Source organism: Candidatus Eisenbacteria bacterium (assembly GCA_035712145.1).
In the GTDB taxonomy this organism is placed as follows: domain Bacteria; phylum Eisenbacteria; class RBG-16-71-46; order RBG-16-71-46; family RBG-16-71-46; genus DASTBI01.
In genome coordinates this window covers 1-22143 of sequence record DASTBI010000159.1, presented here as the reverse complement: position 1 = coordinate 22143, position 22143 = coordinate 1, and the positions used below count along the sequence as shown (strand labels likewise).

General features: G+C 66.3%; 22 protein-coding genes. 21 read left to right on the top strand and 1 reads right to left on the bottom strand.

All coding sequences use genetic code 11. The annotated features are described in order from the left end of the window. Positions 1 to 29: 29 nt before the first annotated feature. From VFQ05_10500 to VFQ05_10425, 16 genes are all read left to right on the top strand, one after another. On the top strand, positions 30 to 1313 hold the full coding sequence (locus VFQ05_10500; GenBank protein HET9327194.1) for a replication-associated recombination protein A: 1284 nt from the start codon (positions 30 to 32) through the stop codon (positions 1311 to 1313). 19 nt (positions 1314 to 1332) lie between these two features. Beyond that, positions 1333 to 3669 (top strand): M1 family aminopeptidase, encoded by a 2337-nt coding sequence (locus VFQ05_10495; protein ID HET9327193.1) that lies wholly within the window; start codon positions 1333 to 1335, stop codon positions 3667 to 3669. A gap of 42 nt (positions 3670 to 3711) precedes the next feature. Beyond that, the gene (locus VFQ05_10490) at positions 3712 to 4146 is read left to right on the top strand and encodes a hypothetical protein (GenBank protein HET9327192.1); all 435 of its coding nucleotides are present in this window, start codon (positions 3712 to 3714) and stop codon (positions 4144 to 4146) included. Positions 4147 to 4374: 228 nt separating this feature from the next. Further along, positions 4375 to 4599 carry a NifU family protein gene (locus VFQ05_10485; GenBank protein ID HET9327191.1) on the top strand — a complete coding sequence of 75 codons (225 nt, stop codon included), beginning with the start codon at positions 4375 to 4377 and terminating at the stop codon, positions 4597 to 4599. Next, entirely contained in the window at positions 4596 to 5675 is a 1080-nt protein-coding gene (locus VFQ05_10480; GenBank protein HET9327190.1) for an Mrp/NBP35 family ATP-binding protein, read from the top strand. The genes VFQ05_10485 and VFQ05_10480 overlap by 4 nt, the downstream gene beginning before the upstream one ends. Continuing rightward, positions 5672 to 6847, top strand: a complete 1176-nt coding sequence (locus tag VFQ05_10475) for a cysteine desulfurase family protein (GenBank protein HET9327189.1) — start codon at positions 5672 to 5674, stop codon at positions 6845 to 6847. The genes VFQ05_10480 and VFQ05_10475 overlap by 4 nt, the downstream gene beginning before the upstream one ends. A 22-nt stretch (positions 6848 to 6869) precedes the next feature. Beyond that, positions 6870 to 7784, top strand: coding sequence for a pyridoxal 5'-phosphate synthase lyase subunit PdxS (pdxS, locus tag VFQ05_10470; GenBank protein HET9327188.1), 915 nt, complete (start codon positions 6870 to 6872; stop codon positions 7782 to 7784). A 5-nt stretch (positions 7785 to 7789) separates the two neighbouring features. Beyond that, positions 7790 to 8440, top strand: a complete 651-nt coding sequence (pdxT, locus tag VFQ05_10465) for a pyridoxal 5'-phosphate synthase glutaminase subunit PdxT (GenBank protein HET9327187.1) — start codon at positions 7790 to 7792, stop codon at positions 8438 to 8440. Next, the gene (locus tag VFQ05_10460) at positions 8437 to 9465 is read left to right on the top strand and encodes a bifunctional oligoribonuclease/PAP phosphatase NrnA (protein ID HET9327186.1); all 1029 of its coding nucleotides are present in this window, start codon (positions 8437 to 8439) and stop codon (positions 9463 to 9465) included. Before pdxT ends, VFQ05_10460 begins: the two co-directional genes overlap by 4 nt. Further along, on the top strand, positions 9462 to 10127 hold the full coding sequence (locus VFQ05_10455; protein HET9327185.1) for an ATP-binding cassette domain-containing protein: 666 nt from the start codon (positions 9462 to 9464) through the stop codon (positions 10125 to 10127). The genes VFQ05_10460 and VFQ05_10455 overlap by 4 nt, the downstream gene beginning before the upstream one ends. Then, entirely contained in the window at positions 10075 to 10752 is a 678-nt protein-coding gene (locus tag VFQ05_10450) for a heme exporter protein CcmB (protein HET9327184.1), read from the top strand. Before VFQ05_10455 ends, VFQ05_10450 begins: the two co-directional genes overlap by 53 nt. Further along, positions 10749 to 11417: a cytochrome c biogenesis protein CcsA gene (gene ccsA, locus VFQ05_10445; protein ID HET9327183.1), complete on the top strand. Its 669-nt coding sequence runs from the start codon at positions 10749 to 10751 to the stop codon at positions 11415 to 11417. The genes VFQ05_10450 and ccsA overlap by 4 nt, the downstream gene beginning before the upstream one ends. Positions 11418 to 11510: 93 nt before the next feature. Then, positions 11511 to 11897: a cytochrome c maturation protein CcmE gene (locus VFQ05_10440; protein ID HET9327182.1), complete on the top strand. Its 387-nt coding sequence runs from the start codon at positions 11511 to 11513 to the stop codon at positions 11895 to 11897. Then, entirely contained in the window at positions 11894 to 14098 is a 2205-nt protein-coding gene (locus VFQ05_10435; protein ID HET9327181.1) for a cytochrome c-type biogenesis CcmF C-terminal domain-containing protein, read from the top strand. The genes VFQ05_10440 and VFQ05_10435 overlap by 4 nt, the downstream gene beginning before the upstream one ends. A 20-nt stretch (positions 14099 to 14118) precedes the next feature. Then, positions 14119 to 16635, top strand: a complete 2517-nt coding sequence (locus VFQ05_10430; GenBank protein HET9327180.1) for a M14 family zinc carboxypeptidase — start codon at positions 14119 to 14121, stop codon at positions 16633 to 16635. A gap of 184 nt (positions 16636 to 16819) precedes the next feature. Continuing rightward, positions 16820 to 17398, top strand: a complete 579-nt coding sequence (locus VFQ05_10425) for an outer membrane beta-barrel protein (protein HET9327179.1) — start codon at positions 16820 to 16822, stop codon at positions 17396 to 17398. A 73-nt stretch (positions 17399 to 17471) separates the two neighbouring features. Here VFQ05_10425 and VFQ05_10420 read toward each other — a convergent pair whose 3' ends face one another. Beyond that, positions 17472 to 18776 carry a citrate synthase gene (locus tag VFQ05_10420; GenBank protein HET9327178.1) on the bottom strand — a complete coding sequence of 435 codons (1305 nt, stop codon included), beginning with the start codon at positions 18774 to 18776 and terminating at the stop codon, positions 17472 to 17474. Between the two features lie 393 nt (positions 18777 to 19169). Between VFQ05_10420 and VFQ05_10415 the strand changes: the two genes are divergently transcribed. The 5 genes from VFQ05_10415 (at position 19170) to VFQ05_10395 (ending at position 22061) form a co-directional block, all read left to right on the top strand. Beyond that, entirely contained in the window at positions 19170 to 19292 is a 123-nt protein-coding gene (locus VFQ05_10415; protein ID HET9327177.1) for a hypothetical protein, read from the top strand. Positions 19293 to 19353: 61 nt separating this feature from the next. Next, complete coding sequence (locus VFQ05_10410) at positions 19354 to 19602, top strand: hypothetical protein (GenBank protein HET9327176.1); 249 nt, start codon at positions 19354 to 19356, stop codon at positions 19600 to 19602. A 7-nt stretch (positions 19603 to 19609) separates the two neighbouring features. Beyond that, a complete protein-coding gene (gene dinB, locus VFQ05_10405; GenBank protein HET9327175.1) occupies positions 19610 to 20845 on the top strand; it encodes a DNA polymerase IV in 1236 nt (411 codons plus the stop codon). Then, a complete protein-coding gene (locus VFQ05_10400) occupies positions 20845 to 21648 on the top strand; it encodes a DUF72 domain-containing protein (protein ID HET9327174.1) in 804 nt (267 codons plus the stop codon). The genes dinB and VFQ05_10400 overlap by 1 nt, the downstream gene beginning before the upstream one ends. Next, positions 21645 to 22061: an arsenate reductase ArsC gene (locus VFQ05_10395; GenBank protein HET9327173.1), complete on the top strand. Its 417-nt coding sequence runs from the start codon at positions 21645 to 21647 to the stop codon at positions 22059 to 22061. Before VFQ05_10400 ends, VFQ05_10395 begins: the two co-directional genes overlap by 4 nt. Positions 22062 to 22143: the final 82 nt, after the last annotated feature.

Genomic DNA, 22143 nt, shown 5'->3' with positions numbered 1-22143 from the left:
CGCCGCCGGCCGGACCGCTGGCCGACCGCATGCGGCCGCAGTCCTTCGACGAGCTGGTCGGCCAGGAGCATCTGTTCGCGCCGGGCTCGCCGCTCTCGCTGTTGCGCGACGGCCAGCATCTGTCTTCGATGGTGCTGTGGGGGCCCCCGGGCAGCGGCAAGACCACGATCGCGAGGCTGATCGCCAGGACCGCGAACGCGCCGTTCGTGGCCTTCAGCGCCGTGCTCACCGGGGTCAAGGAAGTGAAGGAGACGATGGCGCGCGCGGCGCTGGAGCGGCGCCGCACCGGGCGGCCCACGGTCCTCTTCCTCGACGAGATCCATCGCTTCAACAAGGCGCAGCAGGACGCCTTCCTGGCCCACGTCGAGCGCGGCGACATCGTGCTGATCGGCGCCACGACCGAGAATCCATCGTTCGAGGTCAACGCGGCGTTGCTGTCGCGCGCGCGGGTCGTGGTGCTCAAGGAGCTGGGCCCCGAGGACCTGAGGCGACTGATCGAGCGCGCCGTCGCCGATCCCAGAGGCCTCGAGGGCGCGGTCGAGGTCACGCCGGAAGCCGTGGAGGTGCTCGCCGCCGCCTCGGACGGTGATGCGCGCCGAGCGCTCAACACGCTGGAGATCGCCGCGGCGGCCGCCGTGGCGCGGCCGCCTGCGGACGGCAAGCCGCGCATCGAGGCCGACGACGTGCGCCACGCGCTGGCGCGAAAGCACCTGCGCTACGACCGCGCGGGCGAGGAGCACTACAACCTGATCTCGGCGCTCCACAAATCACTCCGCGACTCCGATCCGCACGCCGGGCTCTACTGGCTGGCTCGCATGCTGGCGGCGGGGGAGGACCCGCTCTACGTGGCACGGCGGCTGGTGCGCTTCGCCAGCGAGGACGTCGGCAACGCCGACCCCCAGGCGCTGCCGCTCGCCGTCGCCGCCTTCCAGGCCTACCACCAGCTCGGCACGCCCGAGGGGGAGCTGGCGCTCGCGCAATGCGCCGTCTATCTGGCGACCGCGTCCAAGAGCAACGCCGTCTATGAAGGATTCGGCCGCGCCATGGAGGAGGTGGAGCAGAGCGGGAGCCTGCCGCCGCCACTGGTGATCCGCAACGCGCCGACCGGGCTGATGAAGCAACTCGGATACGGCGCCGGCTATCGCTATGCTCACGCCGAGGAAGGCCGGATCAGCGACCAGCAGCACTTCCCCGACGAGCTCGTCGGCCGCCGCTTCTACGAGCCTACGGGCGAAGGCTACGAAGCCGAGATCGCGCGGCGGATGAAGGCGTGGGAAACGCTGCTGGCGCGCAAGAGAGAGAGCGGATCGTAGGGGCTGCGGAGAGAACGCCATGCTTCTTCGCGTCGGTATCATCTCGCTGCTGCTCGTCGCCGGCATCGCGACGAGCGGCGCGCGGGCCGCGGATCGCGACACCCGGTGGTCCTACGACGCCTTGTTCGATCAGTTCCGCGCCCAGAAGCTCGATCCTGCCCGATGTGCCACCGTCGGAAGCTTGCTCATCCAGCGGGATGCCGCCACCTTTGCGCTCGAATCGGGCGACCTGGTCCTCGCCACGCCGGTGGGCGGCCGGGTGTGGAGCGCGGTGTTCACCGGACAGGGAACCTTCGCGTTCACCCCCGCGACCGAGGTCGAGCGCGATCAGCTCCGGCGCTTCATCGGCACATCGGTGCTGCGCATTGCCTTCGACCAGCTCACGCTGTTCTTCGCGGACAGCACCGAGGCGGAGATCGTCGCCGCGGCGAGGTTGTCGCCTGGAAAGCCCTCATCGTCCGCGGAACAGGCGCTCTCCCGCACGATCGACGATGTGTCGCATGCTGGATCGCGCAGCATCGATCCATCCCTGGGCCGCTCGCTGGTCGACCGGGTTCCCGATGGGTACTTCTTCGCCGCCATCCATCCTGTCTCCGGAAAGACAATCTACCTGAACCTCAATCCCTACGCCGGTGAGGAAATGGTCCTCTACCGCTCGAGAGAAGGGCCGAAGGCGAGCGGCCTCTACCGGATCTACGATCGCGAGGTTCTTTCCAAGTTCCGGCTCGGCGGCCGAAGCAGCGACGACTTGCAGACGGACTACCGACCGGCGTTCCGCGTGCGACACGTCACCGCGGACGTCCAGATCCAGCGTTATACGGACATCCGCGCCCAAGCGCGGCTCCACGGCGTCGTCGAGGCCTCCCAGGCCGAGTTCCTCTCGTTCGGGCTGTTCGACAAGCTTGTCGTCGACTCGGTTCGCGTGAACGGACGGCCGGCGGCATGGTCACGCGGCAAGGACAGCCCCTTGCTCTGGGTCCAGTGCGCGCCGCCGCTGGTCGCGGGCGATTCCGTCCAGGTCGAGGTCCAGTACCATGGGCCGATCATCAAGCGCGACGGCGACTGGTTCTGGCTGGAGAGCGATCTGACCTGGCTGCCGGTCCATCAGACGCAAGTCCGCGCGACCTACGACCTGACGTTCCACCATCCGGCCGACATCCAGCTCTCGAGCATCCATGAGCGCGTCTCGAAGGAGACGAAGCGCGGCACCACGACGTCGCGCTGGGTATGCGATCGGCCCGTTCAGTACGCGTCCTTCAACCTCGGCTTCATGAAGGAGCATCAGGTGAAGGCGAAGGGAATTCCCGAGGTGATCGTGCTGATGTCGGGCGAGCAACACGGCGAGTGGGCGCGTGCGCTGGCCGAGGAGGGAGTCGCGTCGGGCAAGGACATGGAGAAGCAGGTTGGCGCCGACGTCGCCAATAGCCTGGCGTTCTTCCAGAGCGTGTACGGTCCGCTCCCGGTGAAGCGCTTGTTCGCGACCGAGACGCCCATCGCTCACGGCGTCTCGTTCCCGGGAATGATCGCGCTCTACGCCGGGACGTTTCAAACCAACGCGCGCTACGGCGAGAACGAGCTGTTCCGCTCGCACGAAGTGGCGCATCAGTGGTGGCCCTACGGCGTCGGCGTGCGGAGCTACCACGACTACTGGCTGAGCGAAGGGTTCGCGCAGTTCTCCGCCTTGTGGTTCCTCCAGACCTCGAATCGCACCACGAAGCGCTACTTCGACATGCTCGAGGAGTGGCGCAAGGACATCGTGGAAGGACAGAGGCAGAAGCTCGGCACCGGGCTCCGAATCGCGCCCACCTGGCTCGGGTCCCGCGCGGCGGTCAACAACGGGCAGGGGGCCTACCACACGGCCATCTACGAGAAGGGCGCCTGGATCCTGCACATGCTGCGCAACCTGTTGCTCGACCTCGACAGGATGAGCGACGAACGATTCCGCGCGTTGATGAAGGACTACTACCAGACGTATCAGGGCCAGGAGGCATCGACTCAGGACTTCCGGCGCGTGGCCGAGAAGCACGCCGGGCAGGACCTGGGCTGGTTCTTCAAGCAGTGGGTCTACGGCACCGACATTCCGGCCTACCGGTTCTCCTGGAAATCCGAGCCCGCCGCCGCTGGAAAGTTCAAGGTGCGATGCAGGATCGAACAGCGGGAAGTTCCGGAGAGCTTCCGCATGTCGGTTCCGATCTTGATCGACTTCGGCGATCGGGGGCATGCTCGTTTCAGGGCCGAAGTGGCGGGCCCCACCACCGAGATCGAGCTTCCACCGCTCGACGCCGCGCCGAAGCGCCTGGTCTTCAACGACCTGGCCTCGGTGCTGTGCGAGGTCGAGAACGCGGACTGGCGCTGATCCCCGGCCGCTGCGCTCGAGCGGTTGCCAATGGAGGGCATGATGTCGCGAGCACAGCGATGGATGATGGTGGCGGCGCTGATCGGGCTGATTCCCGGCTCGACCTGCCGCCAGGCGGATACGAAAGCGGGGCTCGACGAGCCGGTATCGCTCCGCAAGGGGCAGTGGGTCTCCTTCACGCCGGGCCGCCCGCTCGAGATGGCGTTCCTGCGCGTGGTCCAGGACTCGAGATGCCCGAAGAACGTGCAGTGCATTCGCGCCGGTGACGCGGTGGTCCAGTTCGCCGCGAAGAGCGCCGAAGGCGGCATGAGCACCTTCCTCGCGCAGCTGCCGGAAGGCGCACCGACCGATTCGATTCCGTGGGCGACCTGGAGCGATTACCGCCTGCGCGTGCTGAGCCTCGAGCCCTATCCCGAAGGCGGTGTGACGGTCGACACCTCGGCCTACGTCGTGAGATTCGTCGTCAAGAAAGGCTGATCGCTCGAGGCCACCCCCGGCGACGCTTCGCGCCACCTGAGCCGATCGCGCATCCAAAGGCACCCGAGCGGGTCGCACAGAGCCCAGGGTCAAGAGCTTGTGAGGACCCGCCGTCCTGCCGAATGAAATTCGGCTCATCGCGAAGTCGGGAAACATTTTGACGGCCGCCGGGTTGGCCCATAATCTAGCCGGTTCGAGTCACGACCTTCAGGAGACCTTGGAGATTCCATGCGCGAACAGGTGGTTCAGGTGATCGAGAAGCTCCGGCCCGTCATCCAGGCGGATGGCGGCGACCTGGAACTCCTGAGCGTCTCGGACGATGGGGTGGTGACGCTGCGGCTGCGCGGCTCCTGCACGGGATGCGGCAACGCGGCGGTCACCTTGAGGAACGGCATCGAGCGCTGGATCCGGGGGAAGGTGCCTGGGGTCCGCGAAGTCGTGGCGGCCGAATGACCGACCGACTGGTGAGCGAAGGCACGGCGTCCCGCGAGGACGTGCTGAAGGCGCTTTCGACGGTGCAAGATCCCGATCTGCATCGCGACCTCGTGACCCTCGGCATGATCGAGGACCTGACCGTGACCGACGGCCGCGCCGCGTTCACGCTGGTGCTCACCACGGCGGCCTGTCCGCTCAAGGACCAGATCGAGGGCGACTGCCGGGCCGCGGTCGAGAAGCTTCCGGGGATCCGGCAAGTGGAGATTCGCACCACGTCGCGTGTTCGCAAGTCCGCCGCACCGGGCTCCGATCGCAAGGAGATCCCGGGAGTGGCCCATGTCCTGGCGATCGGGAGCGGTAAGGGTGGCGTGGGCAAGTCGACGGTGGCGGCCAATCTCGCCGCCGCGCTCGCTCAGGCCGGCGCCAAGGTGGGCCTTCTCGACGGCGACATCTACGGCCCCAACCTTCCGCGCATGCTGGGAGTCCACAAGCAGCCTTCGCAGCGTGACGGCAAGATCGTGCCGGTCGAGGCGTGGGGCCTTCGCTTCCTGTCGATGGGCCTCCTGGTCAGCGAAGGCGAGGCCGTGGTGTGGCGCGGGCCCATGCTCCACGGGGCCATCAAGAGCTTCCTGCACGATGTCGACTGGGGCGAGCTCGACTACCTGCTGGTCGACCTTCCCCCGGGCACGGGCGACGTGCAGCTCTCCCTGGTGCAGCAGACGCACGTGGCCGGCGCGGTGGTGGTGACGACGCCCTCCGCGGTGGCCATCGAGGACGGCGTCAAGGCGGTCTCGATGTTCGAGAAGCTCCAGGTGCCGATCCTCGGCGTGATCGAGAACATGAGCCACTTCGTGTGCACGCATTGCGGCACGCGTCACGACATCTTCGACACCGGAAAGACGGAAGCCCGGTTCCTGGCCTTGGGCGTTCCGTACCTGGGCGGGATTCCTCTCGATCCTGGCGTCCGTGCCGCGGGAGACGAAGGCCGTCCGGTGGTGGTCGCCGAGCCCGAGCGGGAGACCGCGCGGGCGCTCACGCAGATCGCAGGCCATCTGGCGCGGCGAGTGTCGATCCAGACGATCGGAGCCTCGTGAGACCGAACCGGGAGATCTACGCGGATCACGCCGCCACCACGCCTCCCGCGCCCGAGGTGGTCGAAGCGATGCGCCCATTTCTCGGCGCAGCATTCGGAAATGCTTCGTCGGTTCATCGGCGTGGCGAGGCGGCCCGGGAAGCGATCGAGACCGCGCGCGGTCAGGTCGCCGATCTCGTGGGGGCGGCGCCGGAGGAAGTCGTCTTCACCGCATCCGGTTCCGAGGCCAACAATCTCGCGCTCCAGGGCGTCCTTGCGAGCGCGTCCTCACCGCGAGCCCGGCTGGTGGTCTCGGCGATCGAGCATCCCTCGGTGCTCGAGACCGCGCGCCACCTGGCGTCCCGCGGCGTGCCGCTCACCATCGTGCCGGTCGACCGCGACGGCCTCGTGGATCCCGACCGGCTCGAAGCGGCGCTCGGTCCCGACGTCCACCTGGTGTCGGTCATGTGGGTCAACAACGAGACCGGCGTCGTCCAGCCCATCGAGGCGATCGGGGAGCGCGTGCGCCGCGCCGGCGCCCGCTTCCACATCGATGCCGTTCAGGCCGTCGGGAAAGTGCCGGTGCGCTTCGCCGATCTCCCCTGCGATTTGTTGAGCCTCGCCGGACACAAGTTCTACGGACCGCTCGGCGCGGCGGCGTTGATCGCCCGGCGTCGCACGCGGCTCGTGCCGCTCGTCCACGGCGGCCATCAGGAGCGCTCGCGACGCGCAGGCACCGAGAACCTGCCGGCCATCGTGGGGCTCGGCGCCGCGGCGGAGCTCGCCATGACGCGGCTCGAGTCGGGACGCCACGAGGCGGAAGCGCTCGGTGGCCGGCTGCTGGAGCGGCTCGAGTCCGAAGTGGACGGCGTGCGGCTCAACGGCCATCGCGAGCGGCGGATTTCGAGCGTCCTCAACGTGGCCTTCGAAGGGGTCGACGGTGAAGCGATGCTGCACGAGCTCGACCTGGCGGGGATCACGGTCTCCACGGGATCGGCCTGCAGCGCTGCTTCGGCGGGACCTTCCCACGTGCTGCTGGCGATGGGGCGCACGCCGGAGGAGGCCCACGCCAGCGTGCGGTACTCGCTGGGCGAGGGGCTCGAGGAGGCGGATGTCGAGACGATCGTCCGCGAGACGCGGTCCGCCATCGCACGTCTGAGCAAGCTGAACCAGCCAGCGCCACGTTCGGCATAGGCGCCAGAGAGGAGAGGACAAGATGAGCACCCAGGAGCAGTTCCGGCTCAAGGTCGGCCTGGCCGAGATGCTGAAGGGTGGCGTCATCATGGACGTGATGACCCCCGACCAGGCGCGAATCGCGGAGGAAGCGGGCGCCGCGGCGGTCATGGCGCTCGAACGCATCCCGGCGCGAATTCGCCGCGAGGGCGGCGTGGCGCGCATGTCCGATCCTCAGCTGATCCAGGAGATCGAAGCCGCGGTCTCGATCCCGGTCATGGCCAAGTGCCGGATCGGGCACCTGGTCGAAGCACAGATCCTCGAAGCGCTGGGCATCGACTTCATCGACGAGAGCGAGGTGCTCACACCCGCCGATGAGGAGCACCACATCTGGAAGCACGACTTCAAGGTGCCGTTCGTGTGCGGCTGCCGCGATCTGGGCGAAGCGCTGCGGCGGATCGGCGAAGGCGCGGCCATGATCCGGACCAAGGGTGAAGCAGGGACGGGCAATGTCGTGGAAGCGGTGCGGCACATGCGCGCGGTGCAGCAGGGCATCAAGCACCTCACCACGCTGCGCGAGGACGAGCTGATGGCGGAGGCCAAGCGCCTGGCGGCGCCTTTCGAAGTGGTGCGCCAGGTCGCCAACACCGGCCGGCTTCCCGTGCCCAACTTCGCCGCCGGCGGCGTGGCGACCCCGGCGGACGCCGCGCTGATGGTGCACCTCGGGGCCGAAGCGGTGTTCGTCGGCTCGGGCATCTTCGAAGTTGGTCTCGACAACAAGGACACGGACGCTCGTGCCGAGCAGCTGCGCATGGCCAAGGCGATCGTCCAGGCCGTGACCCATCACGACCGCCCGGATCTGCTCGCCAAAGTCAGCGCCGGGCTTCCCAAGGCGATGCGCGGCGTCTCGATGGAAGCGATCCCCGAGGATCAACAGCTGGCCAAGCGAGGCTGGTGACCTTGATTCCTCGTGTCGGCGTTCTGAGTCTTCAGGGCGACTACGCCTGTCACCGATCGTCGATCGAGGCGCTCGGCGCGACCGCGGTGCGAGTGGTGCTGCCCGAGCACCTGAGCGGCCTGGACGCGCTGGTCATGCCTGGCGGGGAATCGACCACGATGCTGCGGCTCATGGAGTCGAACGGCCTTCGTGAGCCACTCATGCAGTTCGTGCGCGCTCGCCCGGTCCTGGGAACCTGCGCCGGCGTCATCCTGCTGGGCCAGGAGGCCGACCGGCTGCCGCATCCGCCGCTCGGCGTGCTCGACGTCTCTGTCGAGCGCAACGCCTACGGCCGGCAGATCGACTCGTTCACCGCCGAGGTGGAGAGCCCGGTGGTCGGCGGCGGCTATCACGGCGTGTTCATCCGCGCCCCGCGCATACGCCGGGTGGGGAGTCGCGTCGAGGTCGTGGCCACGTTGCGCGATCCCGCCGGCCCGGAAAGCACGGTGGTTGGCGTGCGCCAGGGCCGGATCGTGGGCCTCAGCTTCCATCCCGAGCTGACGACCGACCTGCGGTTCCACCGGTGGTTCCTCGAGACCGTGGCCGGTCTCGAGCTGCCCTCCGCCGACCCGTCGCTGGCCCAGGTCACCCATGCTCCCGACACGGAGACTCCGTGAGCGAGTCATCTCCCGCGCGCCGCGCCTTTCACGATTTCCTCGCCCGCCACCAGCGCTTCCTGCTCACCACGCACGTCAACCCCGACGGGGATGGGCTGGGCAGCGAGGTGGCCATGGGGCTCTGGCTGCGCTCGCTGGGCAAGACGGTGCGCATCCTCAACGACTCGCCGACCCCAGCGGCCTTTCGCTTCATGGCTCACACCATCCCGCTCGAGGTTTTCGAGCCGGATCTGGCCGAGCAGTGCTTCAGCGAGGCCGATGCGTTGATCGTCCTCGATACCAGCAACCGCCCGCGCATCGGGCGTCTCGGACCGCTGATCGACCGGCACGTGATCGCGGTCGCCGTCGTCGACCACCACGTCTCGCACGCGCACGGCTTCGGACTGGTGAATCTCATCGCGCCGGACGCCTCGGCCACGGGAGAGATCGTCTATCAGCTGATCCGGGAGTCGGGCGGCGCGCTCACGCGGGAGATCGGCGAAGCGCTCTACATCGCGTTGATGACCGATACCGGCTCTTTCCGCTACTCGAACACCGATCCGGACGCGCATCAGATGGCGGCCGATCTCCTCTCGCTCGGACTGGATCCGCAGCGGCTCTACGCGCAAGTCCATTCCCACGCCTCGGCGGAGCGCATGAGGTTCTTCGGCGAGGTTCTGAGCGCGCTCGAGCTCGACTGCGAAGGCCGCCTCGTGATCATGGAAGCGACGCCCGAGATGTTCTCCAAGCACGGGCTTTCCGGCGCGGACACCGACGGCCTGGTGGACCTGCCGCGCGGGATCGCCGGCGCCGAGGCCGTGGCGCTCTTCTCCGAGTTCGAGCCGGGGAAGGTGAAGGTGAGTCTCCGCTCGACCGGTCGCGTGACCATCGATGCGGTCGCCACCCGGCTCGGGGGCGGAGGTCACCCTCATGCCGCCGGCGTGATGCTGCATGCTTCGCGCGCCGAGGCGCGGAACCGCGTGCTTCCTGAGCTGCGGCGCTTGGTGGATGAGCTGATTCCCTCCGGAAGGCCTGTTCGCGAGTGAGCGGCCCGGGCGACGGCGCGTGGGCGACGACGATCGAGGCGAAAGCGCTGTCGCATCGTTATGGTCACCGCCCGGTGCTCGACCGATTGAGCTTCACCTTCAGCGGGCCGGGAATCGTGGCGGTGCGCGGACCGAACGGCTCGGGCAAGTCGACCCTGATGCGCCTGCTCGCGGGCCTTCTCCGGCCTTCGTCCGGCGAAGCTTCGCTGAGCGTGGGGGGCAACGTGCTCCCGGCGCGGGAGCGGCATCGCTGGATCGGATACGCGGCCCCGGATCTGGCCTTCTACCCCGAGCTGACCGCGATCGAGAACCTCACCTTCGCGGCCGAGGCCCGCGGCCTGCCGAGTCCGGCCGAGCGTGGACGCGACCGACTGCGGAAGGTCGGGCTCATCGAGCGCGCGAACGAGCGCGTCCAGGCCCTCTCGTCCGGCATGGCTCAGCGCCTGCGGCTGGCGTTCGCGCTGCTCGACGACCCGCCGCTGCTCCTGCTGGACGAGCCGGGCAGCCACCTCGACGACGAAGGACGGCGCGGCCTCGCCGCGCTGATCGGAGATGAAGGCGCACGGCGGCTCGTGATGATCGCCACCAACGACGAACGGGAGGGAGCGCTTGCCGGCCAGCAGGTCGAGCTCGAAACGCGCGGTCTGGGCCATCCTGCGTAAGGAGTGCCGCAGCGAATGGCGCACGCGCTACGGCCTCAACGCGGCGCTGCTGTTCGCGGTGACCAGCCTCGCCGCCGTAAGCTTCGCGGTCGGAAGGATGAGCGATCGTCCCGACGTGCTCGCGGCGCTCTTGTGGGTGGTGCTGCTGTTCGCCGCGCTCGCCAGCCTCGCTCATACCTTCGTGCGCGAGACCGAGGGCCACACGATGGTGCTGATGCGCCTGGTGGCTTCGCCCACCGCGATCGCGCTCGGCAAGCTGCTCTTCAACCTGCTCTTCCTGATCTCGATCGAGGCCGTCACGGTGCCGCTGTTCCTGATCCTGATGGGCGCTCCGCCGCCGCGCTGGGGGCCGTTGCTCGCCGTGCTCGGTCTTGGCAGCCTGGCGCTCGGAGCGGGATCGACCGTCGTCGCCGCGATCATCGCCCAGACGCGGGGTCGAGGTGCTTTGTTCGCGGGAGTATCGTTCCCGGTGCTGCTGCCGATCCTGGCCGCCGCGGTCAGCGGCACGCGGGCCCAGTGGACCGGCGCGCCCGTCGGCGCCGAGCTGCGGCTGCTCGCCGCCTACGCCGTGGCGCTGCTGGCCGTGAGCCTGCTGCTCTACGACCATCTCTGGGAGGACGCATGATCGCGCGCACGCTGCTGCTCGTGTGGATCGCGGGCTGGATCGTGGCGGCGTTTCTCTGGGCGCCGCTCGTGCCGGTGCTCGGCGAGACCACGCGGGTGCTCTACTTCCACATTCCGGCGGCGTGGGTCACGGTGCTCGCGCTGGCGTGGTCGATGATCCACAGCCTGCTCTATCTCAAGCGCCGCAACCTCGAGCACGACCACCATGCCGCAGCCGCTGCCGAGATTGGGCTCCTGTTCTGCGTCGTGGCCACCGTGAGTGGCGCGATGTGGGCCAAGGCGATGTGGGGCGCGTACTGGAACTGGGATCCGCGCGAGACGTCGATCTTCTTCCTGCTGCTCATTTACGTCGCCTACCTGGCCCTGCGGAGCGCGATCGACCAGCCCGAGCGCCGGGCCCGGCTGGCCGCAGTTTACTCGGCGATGGCATTCGTTTCCGTGCCTTTCCTCATCTTCGTGGTGCCTCGGATCTACTTCAGTCTGCATCCCGACCCGCTCATCAACCCGCGGGGGAAAGTGGACATGGATCCCCGCATCCGCGTGGTATTCTTCGCCCTGCTGGCGGGGTTCACGATGCTCTTCTTCTGGGTGCAGTCGCTGCGGGTCCGAGTGGCCCGCGTGGAGCATCGGCTCGAAGAGCGGAGAGGGAGCGCGCATGAGCGGTGATCTCGTGGTGATGTCGGTGGCGATCCTGGGGTGGGGGCTCCTCTTCTGGTACCTGATGCGTCTGGAGCGGCGCGTGGCCGATCTGGAGAAACGATGAATCTCAAAGCGATGCTGGCGGTGATCCTGCTCGTGGTCGCCACGGCGATCGGGATCACGAGCTTCAAGAAGACCGTGACCCCGTACATCTCGTTCGCCGAGGCGCGGGAGGCCCGCGGGCTGGTGCAGGTCAACGGCACCCTTGCCGACAAGAAGTACGTGCTCAAGCCGAACGAGCAATTCCTGAGCTTCCGGCTCAGGGATTCGAAGGGCGAGATCCTGCCCGTCGAATACCACGGGGTCGTGCCGGGCAACTTCGATCAGGCGACGTCGATCGTAGCGATCGGCCACTACCAGGATGGGACATTCACGGCCGAGCAGCTCCTGGTGAAGTGTCCGTCGAAGTACCAGGCCGAGGCTGAAAAGGGCAAGACCCGATCGTGAACCTCGGCCAGGGGATCACCTGGGTCGTGTTCTTCGCCGCTCTCGTCGCGGGCCTTTCCTTCCTCGCCGCCACGGTCGGACGCGAAGGCGCATGGCGGTGGGGCGTTCGGGCGTTCACCATTCAGTGGGCCGGGCTGGTCTCGGCCACCGTCTTCCTCTGGTACATCCTCTTCACGCATCAGTACCAGTACCAGTACGCGGCGAACTACTCCTCGCGCGCGATGCCCAGCCACTACATCTACGCCGCGTTCTGGGGCGGACAGGAGGGAACGTTCCTCCTGTGGGCGCTCATCACCGCGACGCTGGGCCTGGCGCTCATGCGGATGCGCCACCCACTGGTGACGCCGGCGATGTTCTTCCTCAACCTTCCGCTGGTGATGCTGGCGCTCGTCACCGTGATGCGCGGGCCCTTCCTGACCTTCCCGGAGGGTCGCATTCCCGTCGATGGCCAGGGCCTCAATCCATTGCTCCAGGACCCCTGGATGACGATCCATCCGCCGGTCCTCTTCACCGGGTTCTCCTCGCTGGTGGTGCCGTTCGCGATTGCGATGGCGGCGCTGGTTAAGCGCGACTACGACGGCTGGATCAAGCCCGTCCTCCCCTGGGCCGTGCTGTCTACCGCCGTGCTGGCGACCGGATTCATCATGGGCGGCGTGTGGGCGTACAAGGTTCTGGGCTGGGGCGGCTACTGGGGATGGGACCCGGTCGAGAACGGCTCGCTGATTCCCTGGTTGTCGAACATTGCGCTGGTCCACGGGCTGCTGGTGCAGCGAGCGACCGGGAGCCTACGGCGCACGAATTTCTTCCTCGCCGTCACGTCGTACGTGCTGGTGCTCTACGCCTCGTTCCTCACCCGCAGCGGCGTGCTGGCGGATTTCTCGGTGCACTCCTTCGTCAATCTCGGACTCAACGGCTTCCTGCTCTCGTTCCTGTTCCTGACCATGATCGTGGGGTATGGCACCTGGGCATGGCGCTGGAAGGACATGCCCGGCCCCAAGGAGCCGCTCGGAAGCTTCTCGCGCGAGTCGATGATGTGGCTCGGCCAGCTCGTCTTCATGCTGATGTGCGCGCTCACCGCCGTCGGCATGAGCGCACCACTCATCACCCGGCTCTTCGGACCGCCATCGAACGTGCAGACCTCGTACTACAACCTGGTCAACGCTCCGCTCGCCATTGCCATGGGCCTTCTGCTCGGCGTCGCGCCGCTCATGCGCTGGCGGCACCAGGACCCCGGGGCGTTGATGCGGGCCGCGGCGCCGTCGGTGGCCGTGGCGGCCGCGATCGCGGTGATCGCCGCCGCCCTCGGCGTTCGCGAGCCGATGCCGCTGGCCGTGGTGTTCGGGGCGGCGTTCGCGCTCAGCGCCAACGTGGTGGTCACGCTGCGCGGGTTCCGCGCGGGATGGAAGCACGGCGTGGCGTTTCTGGGTCACACCGGCGTCGCGATCCTGCTGATCGGCATCGTCTCCTCGTCCAACTATGGCCGGGCGGAACAGGTGCAGCTTCCGGTCGGCAAGGAGCGTGACGTGCTCGGCTACCGGCTGAAGTTCGAAGGCGTGCGCGCCGGCGAAGGCGGTCAGGACCGGGCGGTGATCGCGGTGCGGGCGCCGGGCGGAGGTTTCGAAGCCCTGCCGGCGCTCTACTGGAGCGAGTTCAACCAGGGCTACATGAAGAAGCCGCACATCCAGCGCTACCTCACCTACGACCTCTACATCTCGCCGCTCGAGATGGTGGGCGCCGAGAACGAGGTGAACGGCGTCTGGTTCGAGAAAGGCGAGTCCAAGACCATCGGCCAGGTCACCTACACCTTCGTGGACTTCGACCGCCAGATGGGCGAGGTGGTGCGCATCGCCGCGCGGGTTCGGGCGGAGATCGGCGGACGCACCGTGCCGGTGCGCCCGGTGCTCGAGATCAACCTCAAGGAAGGCATTCCCAACCGTATTCCGGACTACCTGCCGGGCGGCGCCTCGGTCCAGATCGCCTCGGTGGATCCGAACACCGGGCGGGTCGCGCTCGAGCTGCCCGGCATGCCCCGAGCGAAGTCGGAGGAGATCCTCGCGGTCGAAGTCAGCACCAAGCCGCTCATCAACCTGGTGTGGTTCGGAGCGGTGCTGATGCTGGCCAGCGCATTCCTCAGCGTCCTGCGGCGCACGATCGACGTGCGCAAGATGACCGAGGCGAGAGGAACCGCCGCCGGATCCTGAGCTGGACTCCGGCTGACCCCATGGCCGCCCGCTCCCTTGCCACCGCCCTTCTGCTGGCGACTCTGGGCTCCTTCCCAGCAGTCGCCGGTTCCTCCGCCGAGCCGCGCCTGGTTCGAGTGCTGCTGGATGGCCACACGACCGCGGAAGCGCTGTTGCGCTCCGGGCTCGATGTGGTGGCGGTTCGCCGCGGCAGCCACGCGTTGATCCTGGAGTGGCCCGGCGACGCGGAAAAGCTCATGGCCCTTGGCGCCGCCTCCCGGGTCCTCGACGAATCCCCTGGCCGTAGCGCCGCCTCGGCCAGCCGCGTGGAACGGTCCCGGCGGCCACCCGCTGCGGGCCGCCAGGTATGGAGCGCGGCTCGCGAGGATGGACGGTACCGACTCGAGACCTTGCCCGCGTTCGGCGAGGGTAGTCTGGGAGGGTATTGGACGCTCGCCGAGATCAAGATGGAGCTCGATGCTCTCGTCGCCAACGATGTCGCGGGAGTGGTGGCGGACAAGGTCGACACGATCGGTGCATCGCTCGGCGCGCCCGGTCATCCCTCACGCCCCATATGGGGGCTCGCTCTCGGCAAGGCGATCCCGGGGCCCGATCCTCGGCCCGTCGTCTTCCTCCATGGGCTCACGCACGCGCGGGAGCCCATGGGGATGCAGACCGTGCTGCGCCTCGCCGAGGATCTGGTCTCCCGATATGGCGTCGATCCCGAGGCGACCTACCTTCTGGATCATCGCCGGATCTACATCGTCCCCGTCGTGAACCCCGGCGGCTTCAAGTTCAACGAGGATCAGTACGTGAGCTCCGGCGGTCTCTACTTCGGGATGCATCGGAAGAACCTGCGTGACACCAACGGAGACGGCGTGATCAGCGCCAGCGTCGACGGCGTCGATCTCAATCGCAACTACGGTTACCTGTGGGGGCTCAACGACATTGGCTCGAGTAGCGATCCGACGACCGGAGGTTATCGAGGAACCGCTCCATTCTCGGAGCCGGAAACCCAGGCGATGCGTGATGCCATCGTGACGCTCCAGCCCAGAGTCGCGCTCGATTTCCACGCTTTCGGCGATCAGCTGCTCTATCCGTGGAGCTATACCACTGCGGCAACCGAGGACTCGGCAGGCTTCGTCGAGTGGAGCGACGAGATGACCGCTGGAAACGGATATCAAAGTGGTCAGGGGCCTCAGGTTCTCTACGAAACGAACGGAGACTTCACCGACTGGGCGTATGGCGACGTCGTGCTCAAGCCCCGCGTCCTCGCCTGGACTTCGGAGATCGGCGGCCCAGGTGACCTTTTCTGGCCGCCTCCGTCGCGAATCAGCCCGCTCGCCGAGGAGAACTTCCGCGCCGCCTACTACGCGGCGTACGTTGCCGGGGCCTGTGTCCGTGTCGAGGAGTGTCGGGTGGCGGAGTCGACGTTGAATGCCGGCTCGGTGGCCCACATCGAGATTCGAGCCCGCAACCAGGGCGCGGGAGGGACCGCCCCTGGATTGACCGCGACCCTGTCGTCCCTGACGGCGGGTGCGAACGTCGTGGAGGGCGCCGCCTCGCTTCCGACCCTTGGCCCACTCCAGAGCGCGGCAGCCACCGAGGTGGCGCGCTTCCGGGTCTCGGTCGATGATTCGGTGACTCCGGGCCGGCTACTTCGCTTCCGCGTGGACTTCTCGGATCCGACTGGCTTCTTCTCCCGGGACACCGTCGACGTCCTCTGCGGGACGCCGACGCTGCTCGTTGCCGAAGACGCAGCGAGCACCGGAAACTGGACCGGCAGATGGGTCATCGAGAATTCGGACCCCACGCGACCCGGTCCGCACTTCTCCGATCGGACCGGCACCTACAAGCCCAACAGCGATGCAGCGTTCACCTTGAACGCGCTCCTCGATCTGTCGCACGGTGTCCACGCTTACGCGTCGTTCGTGGCGCGCTGGGACTTCGAGCCGGATTATGACTGCACGGTGATCGAAGCGAGCCTGGATGGGGCGAGTTGGACGCCACTGAAGGGAACCGGGACGAGCTGGGGAAGGAGCGGCGGCGAGCAGCCGCCTGGCTCCCCCGTCTACGAAGGCACCCGACGGATCTGGCGTCCCGAGCGGTCCGACCTATCTCCCTTCTCCGGTCCCGCAAGTGCGCCGGTCCGTCTGAGATGGCGCCTGCTGTCCGACACCGGCGGCCAGTTCGACGGCTTCCGCTTCGATTCTCTCCGCGTCATGGTCTTCGATCCGGCCGTTCAGCCCTCACCGGTGGCGGTTGGCGACGCCCGGTCACCGGTCCTCGAGCTCGAGGCTCCTTTTCCAAACCCGGCGCGAGGTCTCGTGCGGACCGTCTTTGCCGTTCCAAATCGGACGGATGTACGGCTCGAGGTCCTCGACCTCCAGGGCCGTCGCATCCGCAGTCTGGCGGCGGGGCCTCGTCAGGCCGGGCGATACGCCCACGGCTGGGATCTGTGCGACGAAGACGGGCGGCCAGTCGGATCCGGCGTCTACGCCCTGAGGTTGAGCACGTCCTCCGGGAGCGCCACGCGCAGGCTGGTCGTGCTCCACTGACTTCTCGTGCGGTCCCACGGACCGGCGGGGCCAAGGACGGGCATTCTGCAATGCCGATCGCCTTTCGTGCCCCCGAACTCGTTTCGATTCATGCCTGCACCTCCGGTACGGCCCTTGCGCCTTCCCTCCGGGTTCGAACGGACGACCAAGACTGGGTGGTCCGTGCTCCCCAAGGAGGGCTTCGATGAAGACGTTCATTCGTTCAATGGTGGTGCTCGCCGTGCTCGTTTCCATCCCGGTGGTGGCTTCCGCTCAGGTCGGGCTGGCGAAGCGGCTGGTCACGGTGGGCGTGGGTGGAGGCATGAGCGTCCCCGTGAGTGACGCGGCCGACGCCTTCAACAACGGCTTCAACGTGCAGGGCTTCGCGCGTCTGAACGTGCCGAAGCTTCCCGTGATGCCGCGGTTCGACCTCAACTTCTCGCGTCTGGCGATCGACGAGTCTCAGATCGGCATCCCGGGCACCCAGCAGATCATTTCGGGTCTCGCGAATCTTCAGGTCAGCGTGCTGCCGCTCGGACCGGTTCGCCCCTATGTCGTGGCCGGACTCGGCGCCTACAACCTGAAGACCGAGACGGAAGGTGTGACGCCGACCTCGGAGAGCAAGACTCACTTCGGGATCAACGGCGGCGCTGGAGTGGCCCTGCACCTGGGCATGATCAACGGCTTCATCGAGGGCCGGGTCGACAACGTCTACACCGAGGAAGGGGCCATCGACGCCAATCAGGTGCAGTTCGTCCCCGTGACTTTTGGCCTGACGTTCTAGAGACGCACCGGAGAAACGACGCGCCGGGCGGGGAATCCCCGCCCGGCGTCTCTGTTGCCCTGGCTTCTGCCGCTCAGCCGCGCTGGTCGAGATTCACGTAGGCGCGCTTCGCCGATCCGGTGTAGATCTGCCGGGGCCGCGCGATGCGGAAGTCGGGATCGCGGCGCATCTCGAGCCACTGCGCGATCCATCCCGGCATGCGGCCGATCGCGAACAGCACGGTGAACGCGTTCACTGGAATACCGAGCGCCTTGTAGATCACGCCCGAGTAGAAGTCGACATTGGGGTAGAGCTTCCGGCTCACGAAGTATTCGTCCTTGAGCGCGATCTCCTCGAGCTGGAGCGCGATCTCGAGCAGCCGGCTCGAGATCCCCACGCGGGCGATCACCTCGCTGCAGGTGCGCTTGAGGATCGCGGCGCGCGGGTCATAACTCTTGTACACGCGGTGTCCAAATCCCATCAGGCGGGCGGTATCGTTGTGGTTCTTGGCGCGGTTGAGGAACTTCTCGGCGCTGCCTTCCTCTCGCGCGATGTTCTCGAGCATCTCGATCACCTGCTGATTCGCACCGCCATGGAGGGGCCCCCACAGGGCGCTGATTCCGGCAGAGATGCTGGCGAACAGGTTGGCGCGTGAGCTGCCCACCATGCGCACCGTGCTGGTCGAGCAGTTCTGCTCGTGGTCGGCGTGAAGAATCAGCAACAAATCCAGCGCTCGTGCCAGTACGGCATCGACTTCGTATTCCTCGCAAGGCGTTGCGAACATCATGTGCAGGAAATTCGACGCGTAGTCGAGCTGGTTGACGGGATACACAAACGGCTGCCCGATCGAGTGCTTGTACGAGTAGGCCGCGATGGTCGGCATCTTGGCGATCAGCCGGATCACGGTGTCGTGCAGATTCTGCTCGGTCTCCGGCTGCTGGTAGAACGTCGCCAGTGCCCCCACCGCGGCGGCGCATACGGGCATGGGGTGGGCGTCGGCGGGGAGCGCCTCGAAGAAGCGCACGAAGTTCTCGTGCAGCATGGTGTGGCGTGTGATTTCGCGCGCGAACCCGGTGAGCTGGGTCTGGGTCGGCAGCTCGCCGTGGATCAGGAGCCAGGCGACCTCGAGGAAGGTGCTTCGCTCGGCCAGCTCCTCGATCGGATAGCCGCGGTAGCGCAGGATGCCTTTCTCGCCGTCGATGAAGGTGATGGCGCTGCGGCACGCGCCGCTGTTGCCGTAGCCGGGATCGAGCGTGATGATGCCGGTCTCCGTCCGCAGCTTCTGGATGTCCATCCCGACTTCATCTTCGGTGCCTCGAATCAGCGGAAAGGCGTGGGTCTTGCCGTCGACGGTGATCGTCGCTTCCGACGTCACCTTCTGCGCGGCGGGGGTGGTCATGAAAAAGGCCTCCAGCGAGGCGCGTCCGACCCGGGTCCGAGGCGGATGGCGGCTCGAGATGGTTACGGTCGACGTGTGCCGGTCGATCGCAGCATGCCACGGCTCGATATCCCTGCACAAAGGCGGTGGGAATAGGTCTCGAACCGGGAGGATGTCCGGCCGATATCTATCGAAATGGGTCAGCGCGCGGGAGTGAGGCGGAACACCGCAGAATCGAAAGAGACCTGCCCCTCGTGCGGTCGCGAGGTGTCGGTCCTGGCGACCGGTCATTGCCTCTATTGCCTTCAGCCGTTGGCAACAGGGGCTCAGGTCGTCGAGACCGGAAAGATTCTCCGGCTGAGCGAGTTCGAGCGTGCGCGGAGCCATAGCAAACGCTCACGAGGGAAGAAGGCCGTGCGCTCGGCGCGGACCGGCTTCATCACGGCTCTGATCGGGGCGATCCTGGTCGGGCTCTTCTTCGTCGGGATGCAATGGCTGGTGGCGTTCTTCGGCAAGGGCACGGCCTGGCGGAATTAATTTTTTTGGCTTTCAAAGTGCACGTATGTGCACTATGATCGCGCTCGAGGCCACTCACCCCATGTTCGAAACGCTCAACCAGCCCGTGGACGTGCTTACGGTTTTTTTGGATGGCCGCGTCCGGCCTTTGCGGTTCCGCTGGAAGGGCCGAGTGATCCGCGTAAAAAAAGTGACCGGAGAATGGTCGAGGCGTGAAGGCTCCCACCGGCTCGCGTACTTCTCGATCGAGAGCCATGGGTCCGAATCCTACGAGCTGTGCTACGACCCGCGCGGCCCGAGCTGGATGCTCTGCAAGGCATGGTCGACGTGAGGCCGAGATGATCCTGCTGGTGGATATGGACGCTTTTTTTGCCTCGGTCGAGCAACTGCACCATCCGAATCTGCGCGGCCAGCCGGTCGTCGTGTGTGGTGACCCCGGCCGACGAGGAGTCGTGACGGCTGCCTCGTACGAGGCGCGGCCTTTTGGAATACGCGCAGGCATGCCGCTTCAGGAAGCGCGGCGTCTGTGTCCTCAAGCTCAGTACATCGAAGGCAACCCTGAGAAATACGTCGCGCTCTCGCTTCGAATTCTAGATTTTTATCTGGAATTCACTCCCGACGTCGAGCCTTTCAGCGTCGACGAAGCATTTCTTTCGATGGCGAGCACGCTCGATCTGGCCACCGAGATCGGTCGAGAAATCCAGACGCAGATCGACCGGAGATTCGGTCTGGGAGCCACCATCGGAATCGGGCCCAACAAGCTCATCGCCAAGATGGCTTCTGGTGTCCGCAAGCCACGGGGACTGACGGCCATGACGCCAGAGCAGTTCCGTGAATATTTCTGGCCTCGCGAGGTGCGTGAGCTCTGGGGCGTGGGAGAGAAGCTCCAGGGGAGGCTCGAGACTTTGGGAATCGCCACGGTCGGCGACCTTGCACGCGCGAAAGCCGCGGATCTCGAAGCCGCGTTCGGCGTGATTGGCCCACAATTGCGCGAAGCGGCCTCGGGATACGACGACACGCCGTTGATTCCGTATCATCACGGGGTCGATCCCAAATCCATGGGACACGAAGTGACGTTGTCTTCAGATACCGATGACGCCGAGTACCTGCGTGGAGTCCTGCTTCGGCTTTCTGACCAAGTCGCTCGTCGCTTGAGAAATGAGAAATTTCGGGGACGCACGGTTGCAATCAAGCTCAGAGACAAACGCTTCATAACCCATCTTCGGCAGACCACGCTCCGGGAATACACCGACGATCATCGGGTGATCTTTGAGCATGTCTCTCGCAATTTCGATTTCTTATGGAAAGGCGGGAGTGTGAGATTGCTGGGTGTCTCCGTGTCGCATCTCGAGCGTCGTGAAAATGTCTCGCAATCAGAATTATTCACGAGCCATGCGCGGGAAGGCAGGCTTCAGGATGCGCTGGACCAGGTGCGTGACCGGTTGGGTGAAGCCAGCCTGATCCCGGCGGGGGCGATGACGGGACGATCACGGCTCTCTCACGTGCCTTTTGGAGCCATCTCCTCACGGGCCATGGCTCCCAGAACGCGCCGCTCGGATTCTGCCGAGGGCTGATGGAATCTACCCGAATCCTGGTCGGCACGTCGGGATATTCGTACCGGGACTGGGTGGGGAATTTCTATCCCTCCGGAATGGCTTCACGAGAATTTCTGACTTTCTACGCGCAGCACTTCGACACGCTCGAGATCAACACGACGTACTACGGTATCCCCAAGCCGAATGTGCTGGAAGGCATGGCCGAGCGCACGCCGGAAGATTTCAGATTTGTCGTGAAGCTCCATAAGACCATGACCCACGATCAGTCGCTGGATCCCGCGACATTCAGAGATTTCAACGCCGCCATCGAGCCTCTGAAGCAAGCCAGAAAATACGACGGGCTTCTTGCCCAATTCCCGTGGGCCTTTCAGCGCACCGACGAGAACAGAAGATATCTCGCCGCGCTTCGTCAGCAGCTCGAGAACGAGCCTCTGTTCGTAGAGTTCAGGCATGACTCCTGGCTGGTCCCCGAGCTCGAGGCTTCTCTACGCAAATATAGGATCGGGTTTTGCTCGGTCGACGAGCCCGCGTTGCCGGGCCTTGTGCCCAAAGTGGCCATGAGAACGACAGAAAGCGCCTACGTGCGCTTCCATGGCCGCAATGCCGGCGCCTGGTGGGGAGGAGATCGCAGCGGTCGTTATGATTACGAATATCGGCGTGACGAGCTCCAGGAGTGGATCGGAAAGATTCGTGATCTGGCCGATCGCGCGCGCCGCGTATATCTTTTCTTCAACAACTGCCACGCGGGCCAGGCCGCGCGCAGCGCCAAGCTCATGCAGGAGCTGCTCAAACAGCACCAATTGCCGATGGGAGGGGCATGACCGTTCCGCGCCGAGTCTTGTTCTTGTGCGTTCACAACTCTGCGCGGAGCCAGCTCGCCGAGGGCCTGGCCCGCGCGTTCGCGCCACCAGGAGTCACGGTTTGGAGCGCGGGTACCGAGTCTGGTCGCGTTCATCCGGTGGCCATCCAAGTCATGGACGAGATCGGCTTGGACATACGAGCCCAGACGTCCAAGGCGCTCCAGGACGTGCCCTGGCGCGAGGCGGACACCGTGGTCACTTTGTGTGCTGAAGGGGCCGACGTCTGCCCCACGGTTCCGGGAGACGTGCGCCGCATGCACTGGCCACTCCCCGACCCAACAGCCGCTCCTGAACCCGATCGGCTCCGTGCCTTTCGTGAAACGCGTGACGAGATCCTGCGGCGCCTCAGAGAGCTCTGGCCGCAGCAGTCCTGACGTCTCGCGAGGCGCGTGCATCGAGTCGTTTGAGCTGCATGAATCCAGCTCCGAAAGACTGCTCGGCGGCGTATTGATTGTG

Coding starts and splice junctions, on each gene's coding strand:
- pdxS (HET9327188.1), top strand. CDS start 6,870: ATGAGCACCCAGGAGCAGTTCCGGCTCAAGGTCGGCCTGGCCGAGATG.
- ccsA (HET9327183.1), top strand. CDS start 10,749: ATGATCGCGCGCACGCTGCTGCTCGTGTGGATCGCGGGCTGGATCGTG.
- VFQ05_10400 (HET9327174.1), top strand. CDS start 20,845: ATGGAATCTACCCGAATCCTGGTCGGCACGTCGGGATATTCGTACCGG.
- VFQ05_10490 (HET9327192.1), top strand. CDS start 3,712: ATGTCGCGAGCACAGCGATGGATGATGGTGGCGGCGCTGATCGGGCTG.
- VFQ05_10480 (HET9327190.1), top strand. CDS start 4,596: ATGACCGACCGACTGGTGAGCGAAGGCACGGCGTCCCGCGAGGACGTG.
- VFQ05_10485 (HET9327191.1), top strand. CDS start 4,375: ATGCGCGAACAGGTGGTTCAGGTGATCGAGAAGCTCCGGCCCGTCATC.
- VFQ05_10500 (HET9327194.1), top strand. CDS start 30: ATGCGGCCGCAGTCCTTCGACGAGCTGGTCGGCCAGGAGCATCTGTTC.
- VFQ05_10395 (HET9327173.1), top strand. CDS start 21,645: ATGACCGTTCCGCGCCGAGTCTTGTTCTTGTGCGTTCACAACTCTGCG.
- VFQ05_10420 (HET9327178.1), bottom strand. CDS start 18,776: ATGACCACCCCCGCCGCGCAGAAGGTGACGTCGGAAGCGACGATCACC.
- VFQ05_10495 (HET9327193.1), top strand. CDS start 1,333: ATGCTTCTTCGCGTCGGTATCATCTCGCTGCTGCTCGTCGCCGGCATC.
- VFQ05_10430 (HET9327180.1), top strand. CDS start 14,119: ATGGCCGCCCGCTCCCTTGCCACCGCCCTTCTGCTGGCGACTCTGGGC.
- VFQ05_10410 (HET9327176.1), top strand. CDS start 19,354: ATGTTCGAAACGCTCAACCAGCCCGTGGACGTGCTTACGGTTTTTTTG.
- VFQ05_10425 (HET9327179.1), top strand. CDS start 16,820: ATGAAGACGTTCATTCGTTCAATGGTGGTGCTCGCCGTGCTCGTTTCC.
- dinB (HET9327175.1), top strand. CDS start 19,610: ATGATCCTGCTGGTGGATATGGACGCTTTTTTTGCCTCGGTCGAGCAA.
- VFQ05_10440 (HET9327182.1), top strand. CDS start 11,511: ATGAATCTCAAAGCGATGCTGGCGGTGATCCTGCTCGTGGTCGCCACG.